Origin of the sequence: Petroclostridium sp. X23 (genome assembly GCF_030013905.1) — a bacterium.
Classification (GTDB): Bacteria; Bacillota; Clostridia; order SK-Y3; family SK-Y3; genus X23.
In genome coordinates, this window is the sequence record NZ_CP124862.1 from 694430 (window position 1) to 714008 (window position 19579).

At 41.5% G+C, this 19579-nt stretch carries 26 protein-coding genes and 1 pseudogene; all 27 read right to left on the reverse strand.

The features are described from left to right. Window positions 1–9: 9 nt before the first annotated feature. The 27 genes and pseudogenes from QKW49_RS03425 to QKW49_RS03550 all read right to left on the reverse strand — a co-directional run bounded on the left by QKW49_RS03425 (window position 10) and on the right by QKW49_RS03550 (window position 19573). Window positions 10–2295, reverse strand: coding sequence for a phage tail protein (locus tag QKW49_RS03425; RefSeq protein WP_282866179.1), 2286 nt, complete (start codon window positions 2293–2295; stop codon window positions 10–12). Window positions 2296–2320: 25 nt separating this feature from the next. Then, window positions 2321–2512: pseudogene (locus QKW49_RS25955) on the reverse strand (hypothetical protein); the annotation flags it as partial. Further along, the gene (locus QKW49_RS03430; RefSeq protein ID WP_184308324.1) at window positions 2509–2892 is read right to left on the reverse strand and encodes a hypothetical protein; all 384 of its coding nucleotides are present in this window, start codon (window positions 2890–2892) and stop codon (window positions 2509–2511) included. The pseudogene QKW49_RS25955 and the gene QKW49_RS03430, both read right to left, overlap by 4 nt. A gap of 11 nt (window positions 2893–2903) precedes the next feature. Then, window positions 2904–3506, reverse strand: coding sequence for a major tail protein (locus QKW49_RS03435; protein WP_184308326.1), 603 nt, complete (start codon window positions 3504–3506; stop codon window positions 2904–2906). Between the two features lie 3 nt (window positions 3507–3509). After that, entirely contained in the window at window positions 3510–3863 is a 354-nt protein-coding gene (locus QKW49_RS03440; RefSeq protein ID WP_282866180.1) for a hypothetical protein, read from the reverse strand. Next, on the reverse strand, window positions 3860–4291 hold the full coding sequence (locus tag QKW49_RS03445) for an HK97-gp10 family putative phage morphogenesis protein (protein WP_282866181.1): 432 nt from the start codon (window positions 4289–4291) through the stop codon (window positions 3860–3862). Before QKW49_RS03445 ends, QKW49_RS03440 begins: the two co-directional genes overlap by 4 nt. Beyond that, window positions 4284–4619 (reverse strand): phage head closure protein, encoded by a 336-nt coding sequence (locus QKW49_RS03450; protein ID WP_184308330.1) that lies wholly within the window; start codon window positions 4617–4619, stop codon window positions 4284–4286. Before QKW49_RS03450 ends, QKW49_RS03445 begins: the two co-directional genes overlap by 8 nt. Window positions 4620–4622: 3 nt before the next feature. After that, window positions 4623–4931: a head-tail connector protein gene (locus QKW49_RS03455; protein ID WP_184308332.1), complete on the reverse strand. Its 309-nt coding sequence runs from the start codon at window positions 4929–4931 to the stop codon at window positions 4623–4625. A gap of 19 nt (window positions 4932–4950) precedes the next feature. Next, the gene (locus QKW49_RS03460) at window positions 4951–5169 is read right to left on the reverse strand and encodes a Head fiber protein (protein WP_282868053.1); all 219 of its coding nucleotides are present in this window, start codon (window positions 5167–5169) and stop codon (window positions 4951–4953) included. Window positions 5170–5184: 15 nt separating this feature from the next. Further along, the gene (locus QKW49_RS03465; protein ID WP_069980578.1) at window positions 5185–6384 is read right to left on the reverse strand and encodes a phage major capsid protein; all 1200 of its coding nucleotides are present in this window, start codon (window positions 6382–6384) and stop codon (window positions 5185–5187) included. A 12-nt stretch (window positions 6385–6396) separates the two neighbouring features. Then, entirely contained in the window at window positions 6397–7077 is a 681-nt protein-coding gene (locus QKW49_RS03470) for a head maturation protease, ClpP-related (RefSeq protein ID WP_282866182.1), read from the reverse strand. Continuing rightward, window positions 7074–8330 (reverse strand): phage portal protein, encoded by a 1257-nt coding sequence (locus QKW49_RS03475; RefSeq protein WP_282868054.1) that lies wholly within the window; start codon window positions 8328–8330, stop codon window positions 7074–7076. The genes QKW49_RS03470 and QKW49_RS03475 overlap by 4 nt, the downstream gene beginning before the upstream one ends. An 18-nt stretch (window positions 8331–8348) precedes the next feature. After that, window positions 8349–9950 (reverse strand): terminase TerL endonuclease subunit, encoded by a 1602-nt coding sequence (locus QKW49_RS03480; protein ID WP_282868055.1) that lies wholly within the window; start codon window positions 9948–9950, stop codon window positions 8349–8351. Between the two features lie 108 nt (window positions 9951–10058). Next, window positions 10059–10283 carry a hypothetical protein gene (locus QKW49_RS03485; protein WP_282866183.1) on the reverse strand — a complete coding sequence of 75 codons (225 nt, stop codon included), beginning with the start codon at window positions 10281–10283 and terminating at the stop codon, window positions 10059–10061. 4 nt (window positions 10284–10287) lie between these two features. Further along, entirely contained in the window at window positions 10288–10467 is a 180-nt protein-coding gene (locus QKW49_RS03490) for a DUF5049 domain-containing protein (RefSeq protein ID WP_282866184.1), read from the reverse strand. Then, a complete protein-coding gene (locus QKW49_RS03495; protein WP_282866185.1) occupies window positions 10457–10687 on the reverse strand; it encodes a DUF4314 domain-containing protein in 231 nt (76 codons plus the stop codon). The genes QKW49_RS03490 and QKW49_RS03495 overlap by 11 nt, the downstream gene beginning before the upstream one ends. Beyond that, window positions 10671–11363 carry a virulence protein gene (locus QKW49_RS03500; protein WP_282866186.1) on the reverse strand — a complete coding sequence of 231 codons (693 nt, stop codon included), beginning with the start codon at window positions 11361–11363 and terminating at the stop codon, window positions 10671–10673. Before QKW49_RS03500 ends, QKW49_RS03495 begins: the two co-directional genes overlap by 17 nt. 94 nt (window positions 11364–11457) lie before the next feature. Beyond that, entirely contained in the window at window positions 11458–13194 is a 1737-nt protein-coding gene (dcm, locus tag QKW49_RS03505) for a DNA (cytosine-5-)-methyltransferase (RefSeq protein ID WP_282866187.1), read from the reverse strand. Next, window positions 13187–14422 (reverse strand): site-specific DNA-methyltransferase, encoded by a 1236-nt coding sequence (locus QKW49_RS03510; protein ID WP_282866188.1) that lies wholly within the window; start codon window positions 14420–14422, stop codon window positions 13187–13189. The genes dcm and QKW49_RS03510 overlap by 8 nt, the downstream gene beginning before the upstream one ends. Continuing rightward, window positions 14412–15575 (reverse strand): methionine adenosyltransferase, encoded by a 1164-nt coding sequence (metK, locus tag QKW49_RS03515; RefSeq protein WP_282866189.1) that lies wholly within the window; start codon window positions 15573–15575, stop codon window positions 14412–14414. The genes QKW49_RS03510 and metK overlap by 11 nt, the downstream gene beginning before the upstream one ends. 2 nt (window positions 15576–15577) lie before the next feature. Further along, entirely contained in the window at window positions 15578–16117 is a 540-nt protein-coding gene (locus QKW49_RS03520; RefSeq protein WP_282866190.1) for a P27 family phage terminase small subunit, read from the reverse strand. Between the two features lie 117 nt (window positions 16118–16234). Continuing rightward, window positions 16235–16594 carry an HNH endonuclease signature motif containing protein gene (locus tag QKW49_RS03525; RefSeq protein ID WP_083273884.1) on the reverse strand — a complete coding sequence of 120 codons (360 nt, stop codon included), beginning with the start codon at window positions 16592–16594 and terminating at the stop codon, window positions 16235–16237. A gap of 141 nt (window positions 16595–16735) precedes the next feature. Continuing rightward, entirely contained in the window at window positions 16736–17161 is a 426-nt protein-coding gene (locus QKW49_RS03530; RefSeq protein ID WP_069980567.1) for a DUF1492 domain-containing protein, read from the reverse strand. Then, window positions 17158–17382, reverse strand: coding sequence for a hypothetical protein (locus QKW49_RS03535; RefSeq protein ID WP_069980566.1), 225 nt, complete (start codon window positions 17380–17382; stop codon window positions 17158–17160). Before QKW49_RS03535 ends, QKW49_RS03530 begins: the two co-directional genes overlap by 4 nt. Next, a complete protein-coding gene (locus tag QKW49_RS03540) occupies window positions 17379–18743 on the reverse strand; it encodes a DEAD/DEAH box helicase (RefSeq protein WP_282866191.1) in 1365 nt (454 codons plus the stop codon). The genes QKW49_RS03535 and QKW49_RS03540 overlap by 4 nt, the downstream gene beginning before the upstream one ends. Further along, on the reverse strand, window positions 18718–19311 hold the full coding sequence (locus QKW49_RS03545) for an HNH endonuclease (RefSeq protein ID WP_282866192.1): 594 nt from the start codon (window positions 19309–19311) through the stop codon (window positions 18718–18720). Before QKW49_RS03545 ends, QKW49_RS03540 begins: the two co-directional genes overlap by 26 nt. Next, entirely contained in the window at window positions 19289–19573 is a 285-nt protein-coding gene (locus QKW49_RS03550) for a VRR-NUC domain-containing protein (protein ID WP_282866193.1), read from the reverse strand. The genes QKW49_RS03545 and QKW49_RS03550 overlap by 23 nt, the downstream gene beginning before the upstream one ends. Between the last annotated feature and the right edge of the window lie 6 nt (window positions 19574–19579).

Consider the following 19579-nt stretch of genomic DNA (forward strand, 5'->3'; position numbering starts at 1 on the left):
CGCCCTCCTTTACGTTGTAATAAAGCGCCCCTGCGCTCGAGAACCGGTCTGCATTAAATTGTAGAGTTCTTGTGATATCTTTCTAATATCATCTTCACTTCGTACAATCATCTGCTGAATGGTAATTAAAGAGCCACCAAGCATTCCATATCCGCCACCTGCACCACCATTTACATTTACATCGGAGTCTAAATTAAAATCTGTGGGGATGACCTTTTGCATATCTTCACTAACATCATCCATGGCCTTCTCAAAGCCTACACCGATACCTTCACCCATGTTTTCACCAATACCTGCGAAAACTTGAGATGGAGATCGGATGCCTAAAAGTCCCTTAACTCCTTTGACAATTCCACCAACCATGTCACTGACTTTGTTTTTAAGCCAAGTCACCATGGAGGCAATACCATCCCAGAGTCCTCTGGCGATGTTTTTACCCACATCAATAATGGCCGGTATGGCTTTACCTAAACCAGTCACTATTGCTGTAATAATCTGAGGAATTTGTGCCACTAACTGAGGAATAGCCCGAATTAATCCTGCCGCAAGCTGAATAGTCAGCTGAACACCCATCTCAATAATCTTAGGTAGATTTGTGGTTATAAAAGTAATAATGCTACTTATAATTTGCGGTAAAGCCTGAATTAATGTAGGCAGTGCATTTAAGATACCTTGTGCCAAACCACTGATAATTTGAAAAGCCGCTTCTAGGACCAAATCCAGATTATTAATCAATGTTTCTACAATCAAAATCACGGCTTCTACGATGGACGGAATTAGTTCCGGCAGTGCTTCACCAATGCCAGTGGCAAGGGTAACAATCATCACAAGTGCCGCTTCAACAAGGGCAGGGAGATTGGCAATGATTCCATCCACTAAAGTTAGTACCAACTGAAGCGCCCCTTGAGTTATCTGTGGCAATGCCTCAATAAGACCGCCCACTATGGTCATAATAATATTTGTCGCTGCATCAATCAGTGTTGGTAAATTATCCAAAATACCGTTAACAAGAGCAATGACTAGCTCAGGAGCAACTTCTGCAATGGCAGCTATCAGTCCAGTGACCACATCTAAGATTTGAGGAAGAATTACTGCTATCTGGTCTACCGTTTCTTTGGCTCCAGCTTTTAACTGTTCCGCTGCACCTTCTTGTCCTGTGATTAGACCTGTAAGACCATCAAGGATCATGGTAAAGCCGGGGAGGAGTTGGGAAGTGATGTTATTTTTCACACCGGTAAAAGAACGGGTAAGATTATCCATAGCATCGGTATACTCGACTGCAGCATCGATGGATTTATCACTCATCACAAGCCCTAGCTCGCTGGCTTTGTTCTTTAAGTCTTCTGTGCTTTCTGCAGTTTGGTTTAAAAGGGCTGCTAGTTCCACTGATGAGTTTCCAAGGAGATCATTGGCAATGGCCGCTTTTTCGCCTTCATCAGCAATCCCCTGCAGCCCTCTCACCGTCATCTCAAAGATTTCTTCTCTTGATTTCCCTTGGAGATCTTCCATTGAGATGCCTAATCGCCTGAATTTATCAGTGGCAGAAGTACTACCATTGATGGCATCATCAACCGTGTTATTTAGTTTTTTCATGCCATTTTCTAAAGTAGATATGCTTGCACCATTTTGCGAAAGCACATAGTCCCACTCTTGATAGCCTTTTCTGGAAAGTCCTATGCGTTGACTTGCTTTATCAATCTCATCTCCAGCTGCAGCCGCATCATTAGCCATGTCATAAAGCTTTTTACCGGCGGCAACTGCAGCAGTTCCAATGGCAGCCATAGCCGCTCCGATTGCCACACCGATTCCTTTGACAATACTGCCTAGTTTCTCAAATTTTCCTCCCGCATCATCTGCAACGTTGGCACTCTTTTTTATCTCATCACCAAAATCGTCCGCTTCATTTCCCGCTTCATCAAAACCTTCACTGGCTTCATTTAGTGCTTTGTTATTTTCACCAAGCTCCCGTTCCATCTTATTTAAATCAGCGTTGGCATTATTAAGCTGGATTTGCCAAGCCTGTGTTCTCTTATCATTTTCACCAAAGGATTCAGCGGCATTTTTAAGGGCAGCTTCCAAAGTGCCGATTTTATTCTTTTGTGCATCTATTTCCTTATTTAAAACTTCGTTTCTTGCCGTTAAGGCCTGGACAGATTTATCCTGCTTATCAAACTGTGAGGATACCAGTTTCATCTCAGATCCCAGAACCTTAAATGTCTGATTGATGTCACGAAGTGCACTTTTAAATTCCTTCTCGCCCTCAACACCAATTTTGAGCCCAAAGTTATCTGCCAAAATCACCGCCTCCTTCCTTTAAAAATCAAATACCATAGGGAATAACATCATCTATGGAAATCTCCCTTTTTTGCTTGCTCAGTCCAAGGAACTGTTTGTGACATTCCCATAAATCCATCAAAAGCCCAATTGGTGTAAGCCAGGTTTCCTCTTCAGTACGATTTAAATGGACTGTTCCGTAATATAAAAGCCGGGTAAAGAGCTCCTCCTCATTTACCCGGTTTGTGCGTTTTTTGAGTCATCTTCCGATGCAATATTTCGTTTCGTCCCTTTAAACATCGCTTCCATCAGTGCGTTTTTATATGTGGCTAACTCCAAAGGTGAAGTAAGAAGTTCAATCTCCTCTTGCGTGAGAAGATTCTTCTTATCATTCGGATTTCGCAGGTTATAAATAAGCAAACTTTGATTGGCCATTAATGTAATCAACCAGACAATCTCATCCAGTGCCATCTCGAAGTTTTCTGATTTCATAAGCTTTTCACCCAGGTTTTCAAGCCCACCATATCTTCCTGCAATTTCTTTTGTTGCCTTAGTCGTTAAAATAAGTTCATACTCTTGACCACTAATAGTAATCTTTGCGCTGCGTTCGTTATCCATGGAACATCCTCCTATTCTTCAGTGCCACCAGAGGCAGCAAATGTAGGTTCATATACTTCGTTGTACCATCCGGTAATAATTGATTGTGTGACTCCTTCATCACCCTCGTTAACTTCTGCTTTCCAAGGATGCCTGCCCTGACCATCCAATTTATTCCTGCGTAGCACTGTCCCTTCAATGGTTGGCGTTGAGAAGGTAATGCTATCGCCTTTGGTAGCCAGATTAGTGGCCGGGATACCAAACTTGACACGATACAGCCAAAAATAACGATACTTTCCGTTTGCTTTTTTAGCTCTAAAGCCTACCGCAACAGGGTCACCACCATCTTCACTGGTTGAAATGAGCACATGATTGTCATCAATGGTTGCTCCTGTGAGATCTCCTGCGGCAGTCACACCAATATCATCAATGCCAAGCGCTAATGTGCCACTTCTGAACTCTTTAATGATTTCAGCCGCACCATCATCGGCATAAAGCGTTGCCTCAGCAAGTTCCACCGACAGTTCTGCACTGATGGCTTTTGCCAAGGGCACAGGGGTTTCATAAGTCTCATCACCGCTTGCATCCTCGGTGATTTTTGCATAATAAAGTCTATCAAGACCAATTGTAGCCATATTTTATTCCTCCATTTCTAATTTAAATTCATAAGGTTTTGCCACATCAATGGCATAGTGGTGGTAGCCAGTATCATCTTCATGCCCGATATACCTACGGTCTGTTATTGTAAAATCCGCACCCAAAAGAGTGCGGACTAAATTATTTTTAATGCCTATATAGTTACCTTTTACAAATAGGGAAAGTCTAACTTCCTGCACTTCATATTCAGGATTGTTATCAGCATGAACCTCAAACAAATCGACAAGAGGTGTGATTACAAGATAAACATCAGGAGGCACACCAGAAAAAACACCTGTCTCTACTGGAATGCTACACATATCTGCGATGAGATTTAATTCTTTTAAGATGCTCATATCTTATCCACCTCTTCATCAAATCGCTGTTTCATTGCTTCTATACAGGCTTTTCTTGAAGTCCTTCTTGCTGGCTTTAAAAATGGTTTGGGCGGTTGACCGGATTTCCCATACTCTATGATATTGGCTATCTTGGCATTGCTTTCACCATTTCTTCTTGGTTCTTTAAAACCCACTTTTACATTAAAATTACCGTTTCGATCTAGCTTAGCAGGGGAGACACCAAGGGAATCGACTAGTTCACCCGTAGACCGGCTTTTTTCTTTTGTTCCACTACCAATAGTCCCTTGTAAATTTGACTTTACTCTTTCTAGAACTACTTCCCCTCCTGATTCCAGCACCTTCGGTATAATTTCATCTGTCTTATCACCCAGCTTTGAAAGTTTTAGAAGAAAATCCTCCGGCATTTTAACATCTGCTTTAGCCACTTGATGCCACCACCTTTTTCGCCAAAACTTCAATATACATACCTTTTCCTTTCACATCTTCCACACTTGTAATTTCGTATCGTCCATCACTGCACGCAATGACCATCTTGGTAGACACCGGAATATCTGGTATCTTACGAAAGCAAAACAGTGCGGTGGCTTCAGAGAAGGTTGCTCTATTGGCCCATTTTTCATTCCCGTGACGGTCTTCCTTATAGGCACGAACAGACGCAACAATGGTGTCAGTGGGTTTACTAAAACCCTCACTGTCTTTTGCTGTTTCAACAGAAATAATATCTATAAAGGTATTCATTTTTCCAAAGCTCATACGCTACACCTTCCAATCCCGATCAAGCCTAAGCAGTAAATTTACCGTATTCCAAACCTGCTGGCCTGCCTGCACATTATCAGCAAAAAAGCCACCCGTACTGCCATCCCGACTTTCATAGAAGTGGGATGACAGCATGATGATGGCTTGCTCCGTAGTTGGCGGCATTGCATTTTCGCTATAATGACCTTCCGGCAGATGCTGGTAACTCTCCGCATAGGAGGTTGCAGTGGTGATGTATGTCTGAAGAAGTTCATCATCACGATCATGCTCAAGAATTAGATTTGCCTTTACCTTTTCAAACAGTGTCATCACCGTCACCTTCCTTTCTCTACGGAGTATCCTCTACCATTAGTCCAGTGGCTTTTAACTTGGTTAAAAGGGCATTAAAGTCCGTTACCAAGTCCTCTACAGTAGCCGCAGTGCTTGCTGGTTGATTCTCAAGAACAGGGAGGCCGGTTACTTTGGCCCCCTCTTCTATGACAAGCTCACCACCGATTACGGTCTTTTCTCCACCTTGCTCTGTATAATTCTTCGTGTTATAACTCATCATGTACACCTCCCATTAAGCCTTTTGCTGTAGGATTTTAACAGCCTCAGGAAGGATCAGTTTACCGTCTACACGTTGACTTGCAAGGAAACCAACTTGACCAGTGGTTGCAAATAGCTCATTTAAACGCTTGAAAGAACGTCCTTGTCTGTCCGCAATCCAGTAGTAACCAAAGTCACCAAATGCGATGGTCTTTGCCCCAGCCTCAATAATTGGCGCATAGGCTGAAGTATATACTGGACGGTTTAGCAATGTATCTGGAGTACCCGCAGTCAGCGAAGGCTGCCATAGATATTGGCCCTGTCCGTCTTTTAGTTTACGGATTGCTTTCACCGTTGCATCATTCATTAAGAACACTGCATTTTTTCTGTATGGTGCTTTTAATGAGTAGACAAGATCGATAATCTCATCTGCTGTAATTGCTGTAGCCGATCCTGCAGTAATCCCAAGCTGTGCTCCACCAGTCGCATTGAAAATGCCTGTAGGTTTTCCATCAGCATCTCCAACAAGAAATGCTTCCTCTTCCTTTGCTCCAATTCTTCTGGCAAACTCAGTGGAAATATAGCTTTCAAGATTAAATACACTATCGTTTAAAAGTTCATCCGAGACTTTAATCATCGTACCCAACTTATATGCACCAATGGAAGTCTGACCAAATACAGAATCACTCTCATCAAATTCCTCGCCTTCATCAAGCCAAGCCGCAGTACCTTTAGTCACTACAACAGGAATTTTTCTGTCACCGCTTGAAGTCTGAATAATTTTTGCCAGCTTTCGGAACACATTTTCTTCCTCAAGGGTTTGAATTAGGGTACGTTCAAATTCATCTGGAACAAGATATCCACCCTCAGAATCAGTTCCTACAGAGAGGGAATTGAGTACATCATGTCTAGGATTTTTGCTTCGCATGACATTCCAGAATGCCTTCTTATAATCATCACTTGCTCTTCCAGTCTTTGTTTCCATCCCTGGAATATTTGGTTTTCCAGTAAGAGGCATATTCACAGGTTTGTTAAGTTCTGCTTCAAGTGCCTCTTGGCGTTCCAGTCTTGCGATTTCCTTACCAAGATTAACAATGTCCTCTTCCATCCTGTCGTAGGTTACCGCATCCTCTGCAGAAACAAGCCCGTCACTGCCACGTTTTGAATCAAGAAATGTCTTTGCCGCTTCCCATGCTTTTGCGCGTTTTTCACGCAGTTCAAGAATTTTACTCATTTTGATTTCCTCCTAATATTTTAATAAATTAAGCCGCTCGTAAAGCGGCTCGGTTGATTGTTTAACAACTGGTTTTTTAAGCTTATTCATTAATGAATTGGTCACTGCTCTTCGGCTAAACACAAAACTGTCTTGTACAGTACTTTCTCCAGTCCTAAACATGATGTCATCAGCAAAACCAAGCTCAATCGCTTTATTGGCATTAAGCCATGTTTCTGCATCCATAAGATGAGATAGCCTTGTTCGTGATAAACCGGTTTTCAGTTCATAAGCATTGATGATACTTTCCTTTACTTCATCTAACATTTGCATTGCCTTTTGCATCTCCTCACTATCACCAATGGCTATGGTGAATGGGTTATGGATCATCATGAGTGAGGTTGGTGACATTAAGACTTCTGTTCCTGCCATTGCAATGACCGATGCGGCTGAAGCTGCAATACCGTCAATCTTTACAGTGACATTGCCTTTGTAATCCATCAGCATGTTGTAAATCTGTGATGCTGCGATACAATCGCCACCGGGAGAGTTGATCCAAACAACAATGTCTCCTTCGCCACTCATAAGCTCTGCTTTAAAAGCTGCAGGAGTAACATCATCTTCAAACCAACTCTCCTCTGCAATTGCACCGTTAAGGTAGAGGGTTCGTGTTTGTGTATCTGAATCACGCACCCAGTTCCAAAACTTTTTCATTTGGCTATTTCCTCCAATCCTTCTTTATTTGCAAATATGCCCGCATCCGCAAGTTTGGTCATATTGCCGTTAATTAGGTATAAATCTCCTCCAAGCTCAGGTGGAATTCGGTCTAGGTTCTCAAGCTCCCTAATATCATTGGCGCTCATCCATCCGTTTTGTCTGGCGGTTGCATAGCCGCTCATTCGAGAAACATAATCTCCACGAAGTAAACCATCTACGTTAAACTTGGAAAAATACTGTTTCTTTTCATCTGATCTTAAAAGCGCCCTGCTTATGGCCTGTTCCCAGCGAATAACCCAAGGGTCCAAAGTGTATTTCACAAACTCCAGTGATTGCTGTTCAATATTAGAAAAACTCGACTTTTCCAAGTCCCCAACCATATGTGGAGGTACGCGGAAAATTCGAGCGATTTCATTGATTTGAAATTTCCTTGTTTCTAAAAACTGAGCTTGCTCCGGCGAGATACCAATTGGCTGGTATTTCATGCCTTCTTCAAGTACTGCTACGCGATGAGAGTTGCTACTCCCTTGATAGGCTGCATTCCAACTTTCCCTTACTTTCTGAGGGTCTTTAATGGTGCCAGGATGTTCAAGTACCCCTCCTGGTGCTGCCCCATTAGCAAAGAACTTAGCTCCATATTCCTCACATGCTATTGCCATACCTATAGCATTCTTAGCCATAGCAATCGGCGAGTAACCCACAAGACCATCAAAGCCTAAACCTGGAATATGAAGTACATCGCTTGGTCTTAATGTAACCGCCACACCGTTCATCGTTGGTGCATCATCGGAATACCTGGTGTAGGAATAATAGAGATTGCCACTGGAATCTCTATCCACAGACATTCGATTTGGCATTAGTGGATACAGTGCTATGACTTCACCTTTGCCGTTTCGAATAATCTGAGCATAGGCATTGCCCCATAATAAAAGATGAGTCATCATCGTCTCGCGGAAAACGAAAGAACTCATCTCTGGATTTGGCTCATCATGTAATAAAAAATATAGCGGATGAGAAAGTGCTTTCTCCTTACCACCGCTATCGGTGTATTTATATAGATGAAGGGGAAGCCCTGCCACAGCCTCTGCTAATATCCTCACGCAGGAATACACTGCAGTCATTTGCATGGCTGTATGCTCATTAACAGGCTTGCCGCTTGTCGAGCCGCCAAAAAGGAAACTATAGTTGCTCCCTGCAGTTCGATTTTGTGGTTTGTCACGTGCTTTAAAAATATTTGTAAATAGCCCCATCTGCATCACTCTCCTCTCCTAAAACACGAGTAATCCCCGACCGTCATAAACCGAAGCACTCGTATCATTGCCACAGCGAATTGCTCTATCTAGAGCCATAATAGTGGCTACAGCACCATCTATTTTTTCTGTTGACTTCTCTTTATCCGGTTTAATGTTGCCCGCCGGATCAGTACGAATAAAAATATTATCCATCATCCATCTAAGAACAGGATGTCCACCATGTGCGACCTTTTCCTCCAAGGTTAGTTTCATAAGTTCCTTGGTTGGTGGACTCATATCTTTAAATCCCTGTCCAAATGGAACAACGGTAAATCCCATGCCTTCAAGGTTTTGTACCATCTGGACTGCACCCCAGCGGTCAAAGGCAATTTCTCGAATGTTGTACTTTTCACCAAGACTTTCAATAAACTTCTCAATGAAACCATAATGCACCACATTGCCTTCTGTAGTCTTAAGATGTTCTTGCTTTTCCCATACATCATAGGGAACATGGTCACGATTTACTCTGAGATTAAGGGTTTCTTCCGGTAACCAAAAATAGGGAAGAACAACATATTTGTCATCTTCATCTTCCGGTGGAAACACGAGTACAAAGGCTGTTATATCTATGGAACTTGAAAGGTCTAGACCGCCATAGCAAACTCTTCCAAGTAAGTCTTCTTCATTTACGGCAAAAGCACATTTATCCCACTTATCCATTGGCATCCATCTAACTGCTTGTTTGACCCATTGATTAAGTCTTAACTGCCTAAATGTATTCTCTTCTGCAGGATTTTGCTTTGCAGATTCACAAGCGGCTTTTACCTTGTCGATTCCCACTGTAATCCCTAGGCTTGGATTTGCTTTTTTCCATACTTTTGGATCAGTCCAATCATCAGATTCGTCTGCTCCATAAATAACTGGATAAAATGTAGGGTCAACCTTTCGCCCTTCCAAGAGGTCTTTCGCTTTTTGATGTGTCTCATAGCAGATAGATTTGGTGTCTGACCCTGCAGTGGTAATAAGAAAATACAGCGGTTGGGTTCTTGCATCACCAGAACCCTTGGTCATAACATCAAAGAGTTTTCTATTGGGCTGGGTATGAAGTTCATCAAAAACAACACCGTGTATATTAAAACCATGTTTTGAATAGGCTTCAGCTGAAAGCACTTGATAAAAACTATTTGTCGGCTGAAAAACAATACGCTTTGTTGCCGACAGGATCTTAACTCGTTTACTAAGTGCTTGGCTCATACGCACCATATCAGCTGCAACTTCAAATACTATCGATGCTTGCTGACGATCTGCAGCACAACCATAAACTTCCGCTCTTTCTTCACCATCGCCACAACAAAGAAGTAGGGCAACAGCAGCCGCAAGTTCTGATTTACCCATTTTCTTTGGTATCTCAATATAAGCTGTATTAAACTGTCTATATCCATTTGGTTTAAGTGTTCCAAAAATATCTCTGATGATTTGCTCTTGCCAATCTATGAGTTCAAAAGGCTTTCCTGACCATTTACCTTTGGTATGGCTTAAGCACTCAATAAAGTTGACCGCATAGTCTGCAGCATCTTTATCGTAATAAGAGTCCTTTGCCATAAACGCTGTCGGTTTATATTTCTTCAACTTTCTAATATGCGGTCACCTCCCAACAAGCATAAAAATAGACCTGCATCAAGCAAGCCTTATCATTCTATCCATACGAGAAACAGAGCCAATTTTGGCACTGTCCTCTGTTACTATTTAGTTGTGTTCTAGCAATAGGATTGCAAGCGCAATTTCTGCATCCTCATCCACAGGTTCAATGTCCCAGCCTCGGTCATAATTTGCAATAATCTTTCCTTTACGCTTAAGCATCAGCTTAGAGATGCGTCCTTGGTCAATTCCAAATACCGAGCCTTTCTCATAGCACTTTACCCAATACCGGATGATACTGTCATGAACTTTGATGCTACCTTCTCTCCACATGGCTTTATTCCTCCTTACCGGTCAGAATGAAACGGGAATAAGCCCCAATGTTATCTGCAAGGTAAAGAATCAACTCGTCATATCCTTCCTTTAGAGCGATTTCCTGTACTTTTCGCACATCAAACATATTGGTTTCACCTGTGTCACGAATAGCAAGAATCTGTTGTTTTATCTTATCTGTCATCGTGAATCCTCCTGCACAGGTCTTCGCCAAAAGCTACTGAGAGGCTGGAGCCTGAATCCCAACGCACCATAATAGAACCAATATCGTCAACTCCTACAACTGTTCCTTTTGTGCCAATCTTTGGTGCTTGAATATCATCCATCTTTAATAGTTCTACTCGACATCCAGCAGGGTACTTCTCACGAAGGTTTAGCAGTTGTTCTTTACTGATTTTCCTCATTTTTTACTCCTCCTTTGAATGCCGCAGAACCGGTTAGATTTCTGAGCAATATTTTTCGTTCTTCTTTATACGCTTTGCCAATAAAGCCAAGGCGGAGCAAAAAGCATCTAAATGCGTACTTTTCATTTGGGGTTTCCTTTTCTTTTACAGTAATGCGTTTCTGGTTTTGCGCCATCTCGCAAAGTGCAGAAATAAAATGGTTGTAAGCCTTAACCTCTTCTGGTGTTGGTATTTCTTTAAACCATGGGAATGAAACTTCATCTTCAGAAATTTCAATCGGCAAGTCTTCTGCCTCAAGTGCATGACGGATAAGATCGCCTTTTGCCTCAACAATCGCTTTTAGGTTTTCAAGTGCCTTTTCTGTAAAGCTACTCTTTGGCATTGATACGCAAAGGCTTAAAGCCTCACTGTCTGCGGTTTGTTTGCCCTCAGTGGCATCAATTTGCTCCTCTGCGATAAAACCCTCCCTTGCCAAACACTGGGCCACGTTTTCGATTTCTTCGCTGTCTGCCTTATCACTAAATTCAAGGCTCCCATTTTTGTCGATGATAATGGCATCCACCTCATAAGCCATGCTTGGCATTCCAAGGTACTTTGCTTTAACACCTGTGATGTCGCTAAGTGCTGTGACTAACCTCTTTCGCTCTGACCCTGTTACGTTATAATTAATGATCATGTACAAAACCTCCTTTGTTTTGGTATGTACATATATCACTCTAAAACACTTATTTATCAAGCTTTTTATCGCTAATTTAGAATAGAAATATGGATTAAGTATTTCCTTCTAATTGTGTATACCAGACAATGCCAGACAGCACAAAACATACATTTGGAAGGGCTACTCCATTACCCCACATCTTATATTCAGCAGAATCAGAATGCGGATTCTTTAGCCACTTAGATATTTGCTTTAGTGTCTTGGCTTTTGAATAACTGCCGGTCACTTTACGGTGTGTTTCAAATATGTCATACCAGGTGCGAAGGTCATCCATCGTAGGGTTTTCTATCCCTAAGCCACTACACCACCAATCGGGGAAACCCTGCAGCCTTGCACACTCTGTTGGTGTCAGCCTTCTGACTGTGTATTCTATACCGTCATTACCATTAATAAGTGGAGGGTCTTTGTAATCTGTGGCAACTAAAGTATTAGCAAGTTCTTTCTCGGCATTTGTAAAAAATGATGCCTTACTTGATGAGTAGGTAGGGGTTGCCACCGCACTAGGACCCTGTGCATTTAGTGTTGAATTTATGCCATCTTCTGTAATTCCAAGATTTCTAGCATAATTTTGACCACAGTTGAAAGACTCCCTATCAATCGCATAAACGACAGCGTGCTTATCCACCGTATTTAGAGTAAAGCTGACTTCCTCATTAACACCATCACCTCGTGGTCCATTCTTGTCATCTCTGCCTATCATAGATCCTTGCAAGGCATAACTTTCTACCACAGCAATACCACCTTGATTGCTATCCGGAGCATTGCCGGACGTATCAATGGTTCTTGCCGTATCACTTTCATAGACATTTGAACGTGCATTGATTGTTCCTTCTGAGGTAAATCGCACATCGTAGGTCTTAGGATTTTCCACAACAAATGGCTGATTGTTGCCGCCTGTTCCATAAGTAGCAGAAATAGTTGGTGCAACATCAATCGGTCCACTAAAACGAGTATCCTTTCCGTGATTATCAAAAACAGCTGTGTCCATAACACAAGGTGGATGATTTGACTTAGCACGAAGAGTACAAGTGATATCCTTTGTCACATCCATACGATTACCGCCCTGGTCATTTAAGCAGATTGTGCCTGTCTCTCCAGCGCTGTCTGCAATATAGCTGGCAGTACCTTGCCACGAGCGGATGCTCTCCTTAGAATACCCAGACAAGCCTTCTGACTTAAATAGTATTTCTCCGGCACTCCCACCTGCAAAATCTGCGACAAGGAAGATTCGTTTTCTTCGTTGGGGAACTCCCCAGTATTGAGCATCCAGCACTCGCCAGGCAAGGGAGAAATGATCTCCCACGATACCTCCTGCTTGTTTCCATTTATCAGTTTTAGGAATTGATATGGTTTCATCTTCGATGTGGCAGATGCCTTCAAGGACACATCTGAAATCTTCCCCTTTGTTTGATGAGAACGCTCCAGGCACGTTTTCCCAGACGATATATCTTGGCTTTTTGCCATCTGTAGCACACCTCATTTCTTTTACAATTCGGATGGCTTCATAAAAAAGACTTGAACGTTTCCCATCCAAGCCATCACGCTTACCTGCTATGGATAAATCTTGGCAAGGGGAGCCAAAGGTAATAATATCTACTGGTTCTATCTTGCTGCCATCCATGCAAGAAATATCTCCATAATGTTTGATAAAAGGCAGCCTTTTGGTTGTCACCCTAATAGGAAACGGTTCAATCTCCGATGCCCATACTGGGGTAATACCGGAAATTAAACCGCCTAAAGGAAAACCGCCCGAGCCGTCAAAAAGACTACCTAGGGTCAGTTTATTCATTGGCTACCTCCAATTCATCGTATTTATAACTGAGTCCATCCCTTTGAACACTTACTTCTTTTGAAGTACCGACTTGCTCAATATAGCGTTTTACAATAACATCACAGAATTTCTCATCCAGTTCCACTGTGTAGCAAATACGCTCTGACTGCTCACAAGCAATTAATGTACTTCCACTTCCACCAAAGGGATCGAGTACAATTGTGTTACTCATAGAGGAATTCAAAATAGGATAGGCAAGAAGAGGAATCGGCTTCATCGTAGGATGATCACCATTTCTCTTTGGTTTATCAAACTCCCATATAGTAGTTTCTTTTCTTCCCGTATACCACTGATGTCTTCCTTTCTTCTTCCAACCATAAAGCACTGGTTCGTGTTGCCATTGATATGGTGAACGTCCAAGTACAAGGGAGTCCTTTTTCCATATACAGCAACCGGATAAATAAAAACCGGCATCCGAGAAGGCTTTTCTAAAATTAAACCCTTCGGTGTCGGCATGAAATACATAGATGGAGGCATCGTCTGCTAATGCTTCTTCAATATTGATAAAGGCATCTAAGAGGAATTGATAAAAGGCATCATTTGCCATATGATCATTTTTGATTTTCCCTGCAGAGCCTTCATAATTTACGTTGTAGGGAGGGTCTGTTACACACAAATTTGCCTTGTTTTTATTCATCAGCACATCATAGGTTTCTTTTTTTGTGGAGTCACCACATACCAGCCTGTGCCTACCTAATGTCCATATGTCACCAAACTTGCTGATTGAGGGCTTTTTTAATTCTTCATCCACATCAAAGTCATCATCGTGAATTCCATCCTTAATGGTATCTTTAAATAAGTCATCCAGTTCTTTAGGATCAAATCCAGTAAGCGAGACATCAAAATCTGCACCTTGTAAATCAGCAATCAAGAGGGCAAGCTTATCCTTATCCCAATCACCGCTAATTTTATTTAGAGCGATATTGAGGGCTTTTTCCTTTTCCTCATCCATCTCAATGATGACGCATTCGACTTCTGATATACCCATATCAATGAGTACCTTAAGTCTTTGATGGCCACCTACAACATTGCCTGTCGCCTTATTCCAGATAACCGGCTCCACATATCCAAACTGCTCAATCGAGCGTTTCAGCTTTTCATACTCTGCATCACCTGGCTTTAAATCTTTACGAGGATTGTATTTAGCAGGAAGCAGGTCTTTTGTATTCTTTTTTTCAATCAACATACCTTTTTACCGCCTCCCTTAGCTCTTTATAGCAATCTAAAAACTCCCAAGAATGCAATCCATATCTGAAATGACCGTAGGTAGCAGTATCCGCATAAATGACATCAGTCAACCTTAACTTTTCGATAATTGCTGCAGGTCTAAGATTAAATACTTCTTGAACCGCACTACAAAGGATACTTTCAGCAACTTTGCCTGTTCCAAATGTATCAATCTCCACAGCAACTGGATCTGCTTTTCCAATCGCATAAGAAATGGCAACCTGGCATCGTTCTGCATACCCACACCAAATAATGTTCTTTGCGATGGCTCTTGCCATATAAGCACCACTGCGATCCACTTTTGTCGGGTCTTTACCGGAAAAAGCACCACCACCGTGGGATGCAATGCCGCCGTATGTGTCCACCATTATTTTTCTTCCGGTTAACCCCGTATCAGCGGCAGGTCCACCTTCCACAAAGCGCCCGCTTGGATTAATGAGTATCTCCGTTTCATCATCAAATGGATATTTTTCAAAGACAGGCCAAAGCACCTGAGAGATGATTTCATTTCTTAAATCATTTAAGTCTTTATCAGCACCGTGCTGAACGGAAACAACAATGGTCTTGATTCGCTTTGGCTTATCATCTTTATACTCTACTGTAACTTGTGCCTTACCATCTGGACCGATGTTTTTAATAACACCGCTCTTCATAACTTTATCCAGCTTTTCACAGATAGCATGAGATAGAATAAGGGGTAACGGCAACTTCTCACTTGTTTCATTGGTGGCATAACCATAAACTGTTCCTTGATCTCCTGCACCTAGCATGGAATACCAGGAAGTATCGCCTTCACGGGATTCCAAGGCTCTATCAACACCACCTGCGATATCTTTGCTTTGCTGATGAACATGGACAAACACGAGAAACTTTCTTGGATTGTAGCCTACATCAGCCAGTACATTACGAACTACTCGTTTGATATCAATTTTCTTTGAACAGGTAATCTCACCGGCAACAATGATACGTCCTTTGGTTGCCAACACCTCGCAGGCCACACGAGAGGATTTATCTTTTCTCAAACACGCATCTAAGATGCTGTCAGAGATTAGGTCACACAATTTATCGGGATGACCTTTACATACACTTTCACAAGTTCTATATTTTTCCATTATCATTTTCCTTTCCTAGCAGATAGTAACCGCTCCATTAGATCATCTTGTGGACTTCTGCCGCCAAACTCTACAGAGCAGTTTTCTTTTACAATCTGGTATATCTGATACCAACACTGATTTACTTGTTTCATGTATTCACGGCTCATAGCAACATACGGTGATGCTATGGCTGCTGATGTAGTAGGATGCTTTGCAAGAAATCCATATTCTGAAATACACTCCTCGCACTGAATCCAACGAGAAACACTCATGGCATATTGCTCGATCAGCTGGTTGTTTACTAACATTTCGCAGCTACGATCCTTTAACCATTTATAGGTTTCTATATAAATATCTTCTGCACAGAGGTCTTTACCGTTTTTCTGAGCTGCCTTTAGATAATCTTTTACAGCAGGAACATCCGTGCCTTCCATTTCTGCTGGCTCCGGCAGTACCCCCGCCCCGTTTAATCTGCCATCAGCAATTTTGTCTGTTAGAGCTTTTGATTTTCTTCCTGCGCCAACACGCTGGCCGCCTCTTGCTGTACCGTCCTTTGCCATTTTTCCACCTCACTTTTCTAAAAGTCTTTAATACCCCCTTTGATTTCTGATTTTTACACGCAAGACCCCAGGCCGTTGTCCGCTATAAAAGGTGTAGAGATTTGACCCGCCCCTGGCTCACTTACGAATCTGTCTATCACCAAGTTCTAAATGTATCTTGTTGTGGCAGGACTTACATAAAGACATCAAATTACTTTTGTCATGCGTACCGCCTAAAGAAATGGGGAGGATGTGATGTACTTCTTCAGCTGAGGTAAGCCGTCCGTTTTCCTCGCACATCTCACACAAAGGATGTTCCCTGGCATATCTGTCACGGATTCTCTTCCAGGCTCTACCGTACTTTTTATTGACATCCGGTGAACGTTCAAATTTATCGTAGCGCCTGCGCTCTACTACTCTATGTTCCTCACAGTACCTTCCATCGGTTAGGTTAGGACAACCTGGGGTACTGCACGGTCGCTTTGGTCTTTTGGGCATCATTTCACCTCGCTTTCCGGGCATAGAAAAAGCCCTGCGAGGAATTCCCACAAGGCTTGGTAAATATTCTATTTTGCTGATTATATACTAACACAAATGCAATAGTGGTATCTTGTTGCAAAGTGTTGCAAGTTGTGCAAGCTATATTTTAATAGGATCTTTAGGAAGAGTTACATGGTTAAGAGCTGCATTATGCCATCTGTAGACTGTTGTTCTATCGGCATTAAGTTCATCGCCAATTTGCTCCCAGGTTAGGTTATGAACATACCGATACCGTAATACCATGCGCTCATCAGTGTCTGGAACTTCGTTTATAACACGCCTTATCTGCTCCTTGAGTGCTACAAGATTATCTACTTCCGTGTTTATTTTTCTTTCCAAATCCATAATCCGCTCCAAACACCTTACAAACCTGGCATCGGCATTTTGTGAGGTTTGAACTTTTTCATCCCAACTTGGTGATGATACACTTGTTGCCATTTCTCTTAAGGATTCCATTTCTTCGATGTCTGATTGTATTCTTTTATCAAGCCTGTAAGCTTGGTGTAAATATTCCTTTACTTTCATATCTCTCTTACCTCCGATTTTAATTTTTTGATTAGGATGTTCCCATCAACAGAGGTAAGTTCTCTATACCAATCAGAGCGGAAGAACCTCTCCACCTCGTTTTTCATTATTTTAGCCGGCTCATAGTTTGGACGCTTTTTAAGTTTCTTTAACGCAGACCTATAATCCTTAACTGCCATTAAAATGATAGCATTGGCTAAGTTTTCATAAGGTGTGGTCATCGCATCACCTCCAACTTTGCCTTTACAGCATCAATAAGAGAGGCTTGTGTTTCTTCTTTTTTTGTAAGAGCAGTCATTACATCTTCATCAATAGTACCCTTGGTAATTATGTGATGGATAATAACTGTCTCATTTTGACCTTGCCTGTAAAGTCTGGCATTGGTTTGCTGATATAATTCTAAAGACCAGGTAAGTCCGAACCAAATAAGTGTCGAACCACCGCTTTGAAGATTAAGACCATGTCCTGCACTTGCTGGATGGATCACAGCGATAGGGATATTTCCGTCGTTCCAATCTTCAATATCCTTCGATGCTTTTATTTGCCTCACCGAAAATCTATTCTTAATTCTCTCTAAATCGTGTTTGAACCAATATGCAACAAGGACAGGTTTGCCATTTGCGCCTTCAATTAAATCTTCCAGTGCATCAAGTTTTTTGTCATGGATGATATGTGTCTTGTTTTCACTATCATAGACAGCACCGTTTGCCATCTGTAGAAGTTTTCCTGAAAGCACAGCAGCATTAACTGCATCAATCTCCTCATCACCTAATTTCGTGACCATATCATTTTTAAATTTAGAGTATATGTTCCATTCTTTTTCATTCAGATAAACAGACACTTCATTTACGATGCATTCAGGCATTTTAAGATAGTCTATGGATTTCATGGAAATCGTAATATCAGATATCTGCTTATAAATTTTGTCCTCAGCACCAGGCAGTGGTTTATATGAAAATATAACCTGTGCATTACGTTTATCCGGAGTGAAGTAAGTATTGCGGTAGTGAGTGATATATCTGCCAAGTCTTTGACCTAAGTCTAGAATGCGAAACTCTGCCCATAAGTCCATTAAGCCATTACTCGATGGAGTTCCTGTAAGACCTACAATTCTATTAACAGATGGTCTTACTTTTAGCAGACTTTTAAACCGCTTTGCTCCATAGGATTTAAATGATGACAACTCATCAATGACCACCATATCAAAATCAAAGGGAATGCCGCTTTTGTTAACAAGCCAATCTACATTTTCACGATTGATGATATACATTGTTGATCTTGTCATAAGAGCATCGATTCTTTCTCTTTCTGTTCCAACGGCTACAGAATAGGATAGACCTTTCAGATGCTCCCACTTTTTAATTTCAGAAGGCCAAACCATAGTTACTCTTAAAGGAGCAACAACAAGTATTCTTCCAACTTCAAACTTATCAAGAGCAAGATCATATATCGCTGTAAGAGAAATAATTGTTTTTCCTAAACCGCAATCTAAAAAAACGGCTGATACTGGTTTATTTTTGATAAAATCAATACAGTATGTTTGATAATGATGTAACTTACTTCGATTTAATAAACTTTCCATAGTTGTCACGCTCCTTTTTTGCCGCATGAATTTTTGAATGCTCTGATTTGCTGAGAACTACCAAATTTTCAATGCGATTATTATGATGATTAAAATCAATATGATGAACTTCTTCATCCATAGTTAATACTCGCCCTAAAGTCTCTTCCATAATTCTTCTATGAATAGGAACACCTTCAACAAGTGGACTATAGCCACAAACTCCTGTCCATCGCTTAAAGTTTTGTCCACATTCTGGTCTGCAAAAATTACGGTTTGATCGATTAACATCAGATCGTTTTTTCTCAAATTTTTTATCACACCAGTCACACCTTACCGTCATGCGTTTTGTTTTATATTTGTTGGCACATCCTGTTGAACAGAAGAAGTGGGTATTTCGTTTCTTGTGATGCCCCAGGTATTCAAATTCACTACCACAATAATCACAAATTTTTAACCTTTTTAATCTGAATCGTTCTGCATTTGCTTTTCCTAAGCATATTCTTGAACAATAGTTGTGCTCTTTTACAGTTGAAGGCTTTCTTTTGATTGTTTTCCCACACCAATCACAGTTGATTTTCAATGGCATACAGTATCCCTCCAATCTGCCCTACACTGTCCAAGCAATAAACCGAAAAACCTAATGCCTCCAGTTGTTTCTTTCTTTTTTCTTGTATAGGGCGCATCTTTTTTCCCGTTGCTTTGCACTCAACAAATGCCATTTTCCCCATAGGAAGTAGTACAATGCGGTCTGGCACACCATCAACTCCAGGACTTACAAACTTTAGTGCAATACCTCCCATGTCTTTAACTGCTGCTACAAGTTTTTTCTCTATATATTTTTCAGTCATTTTTTC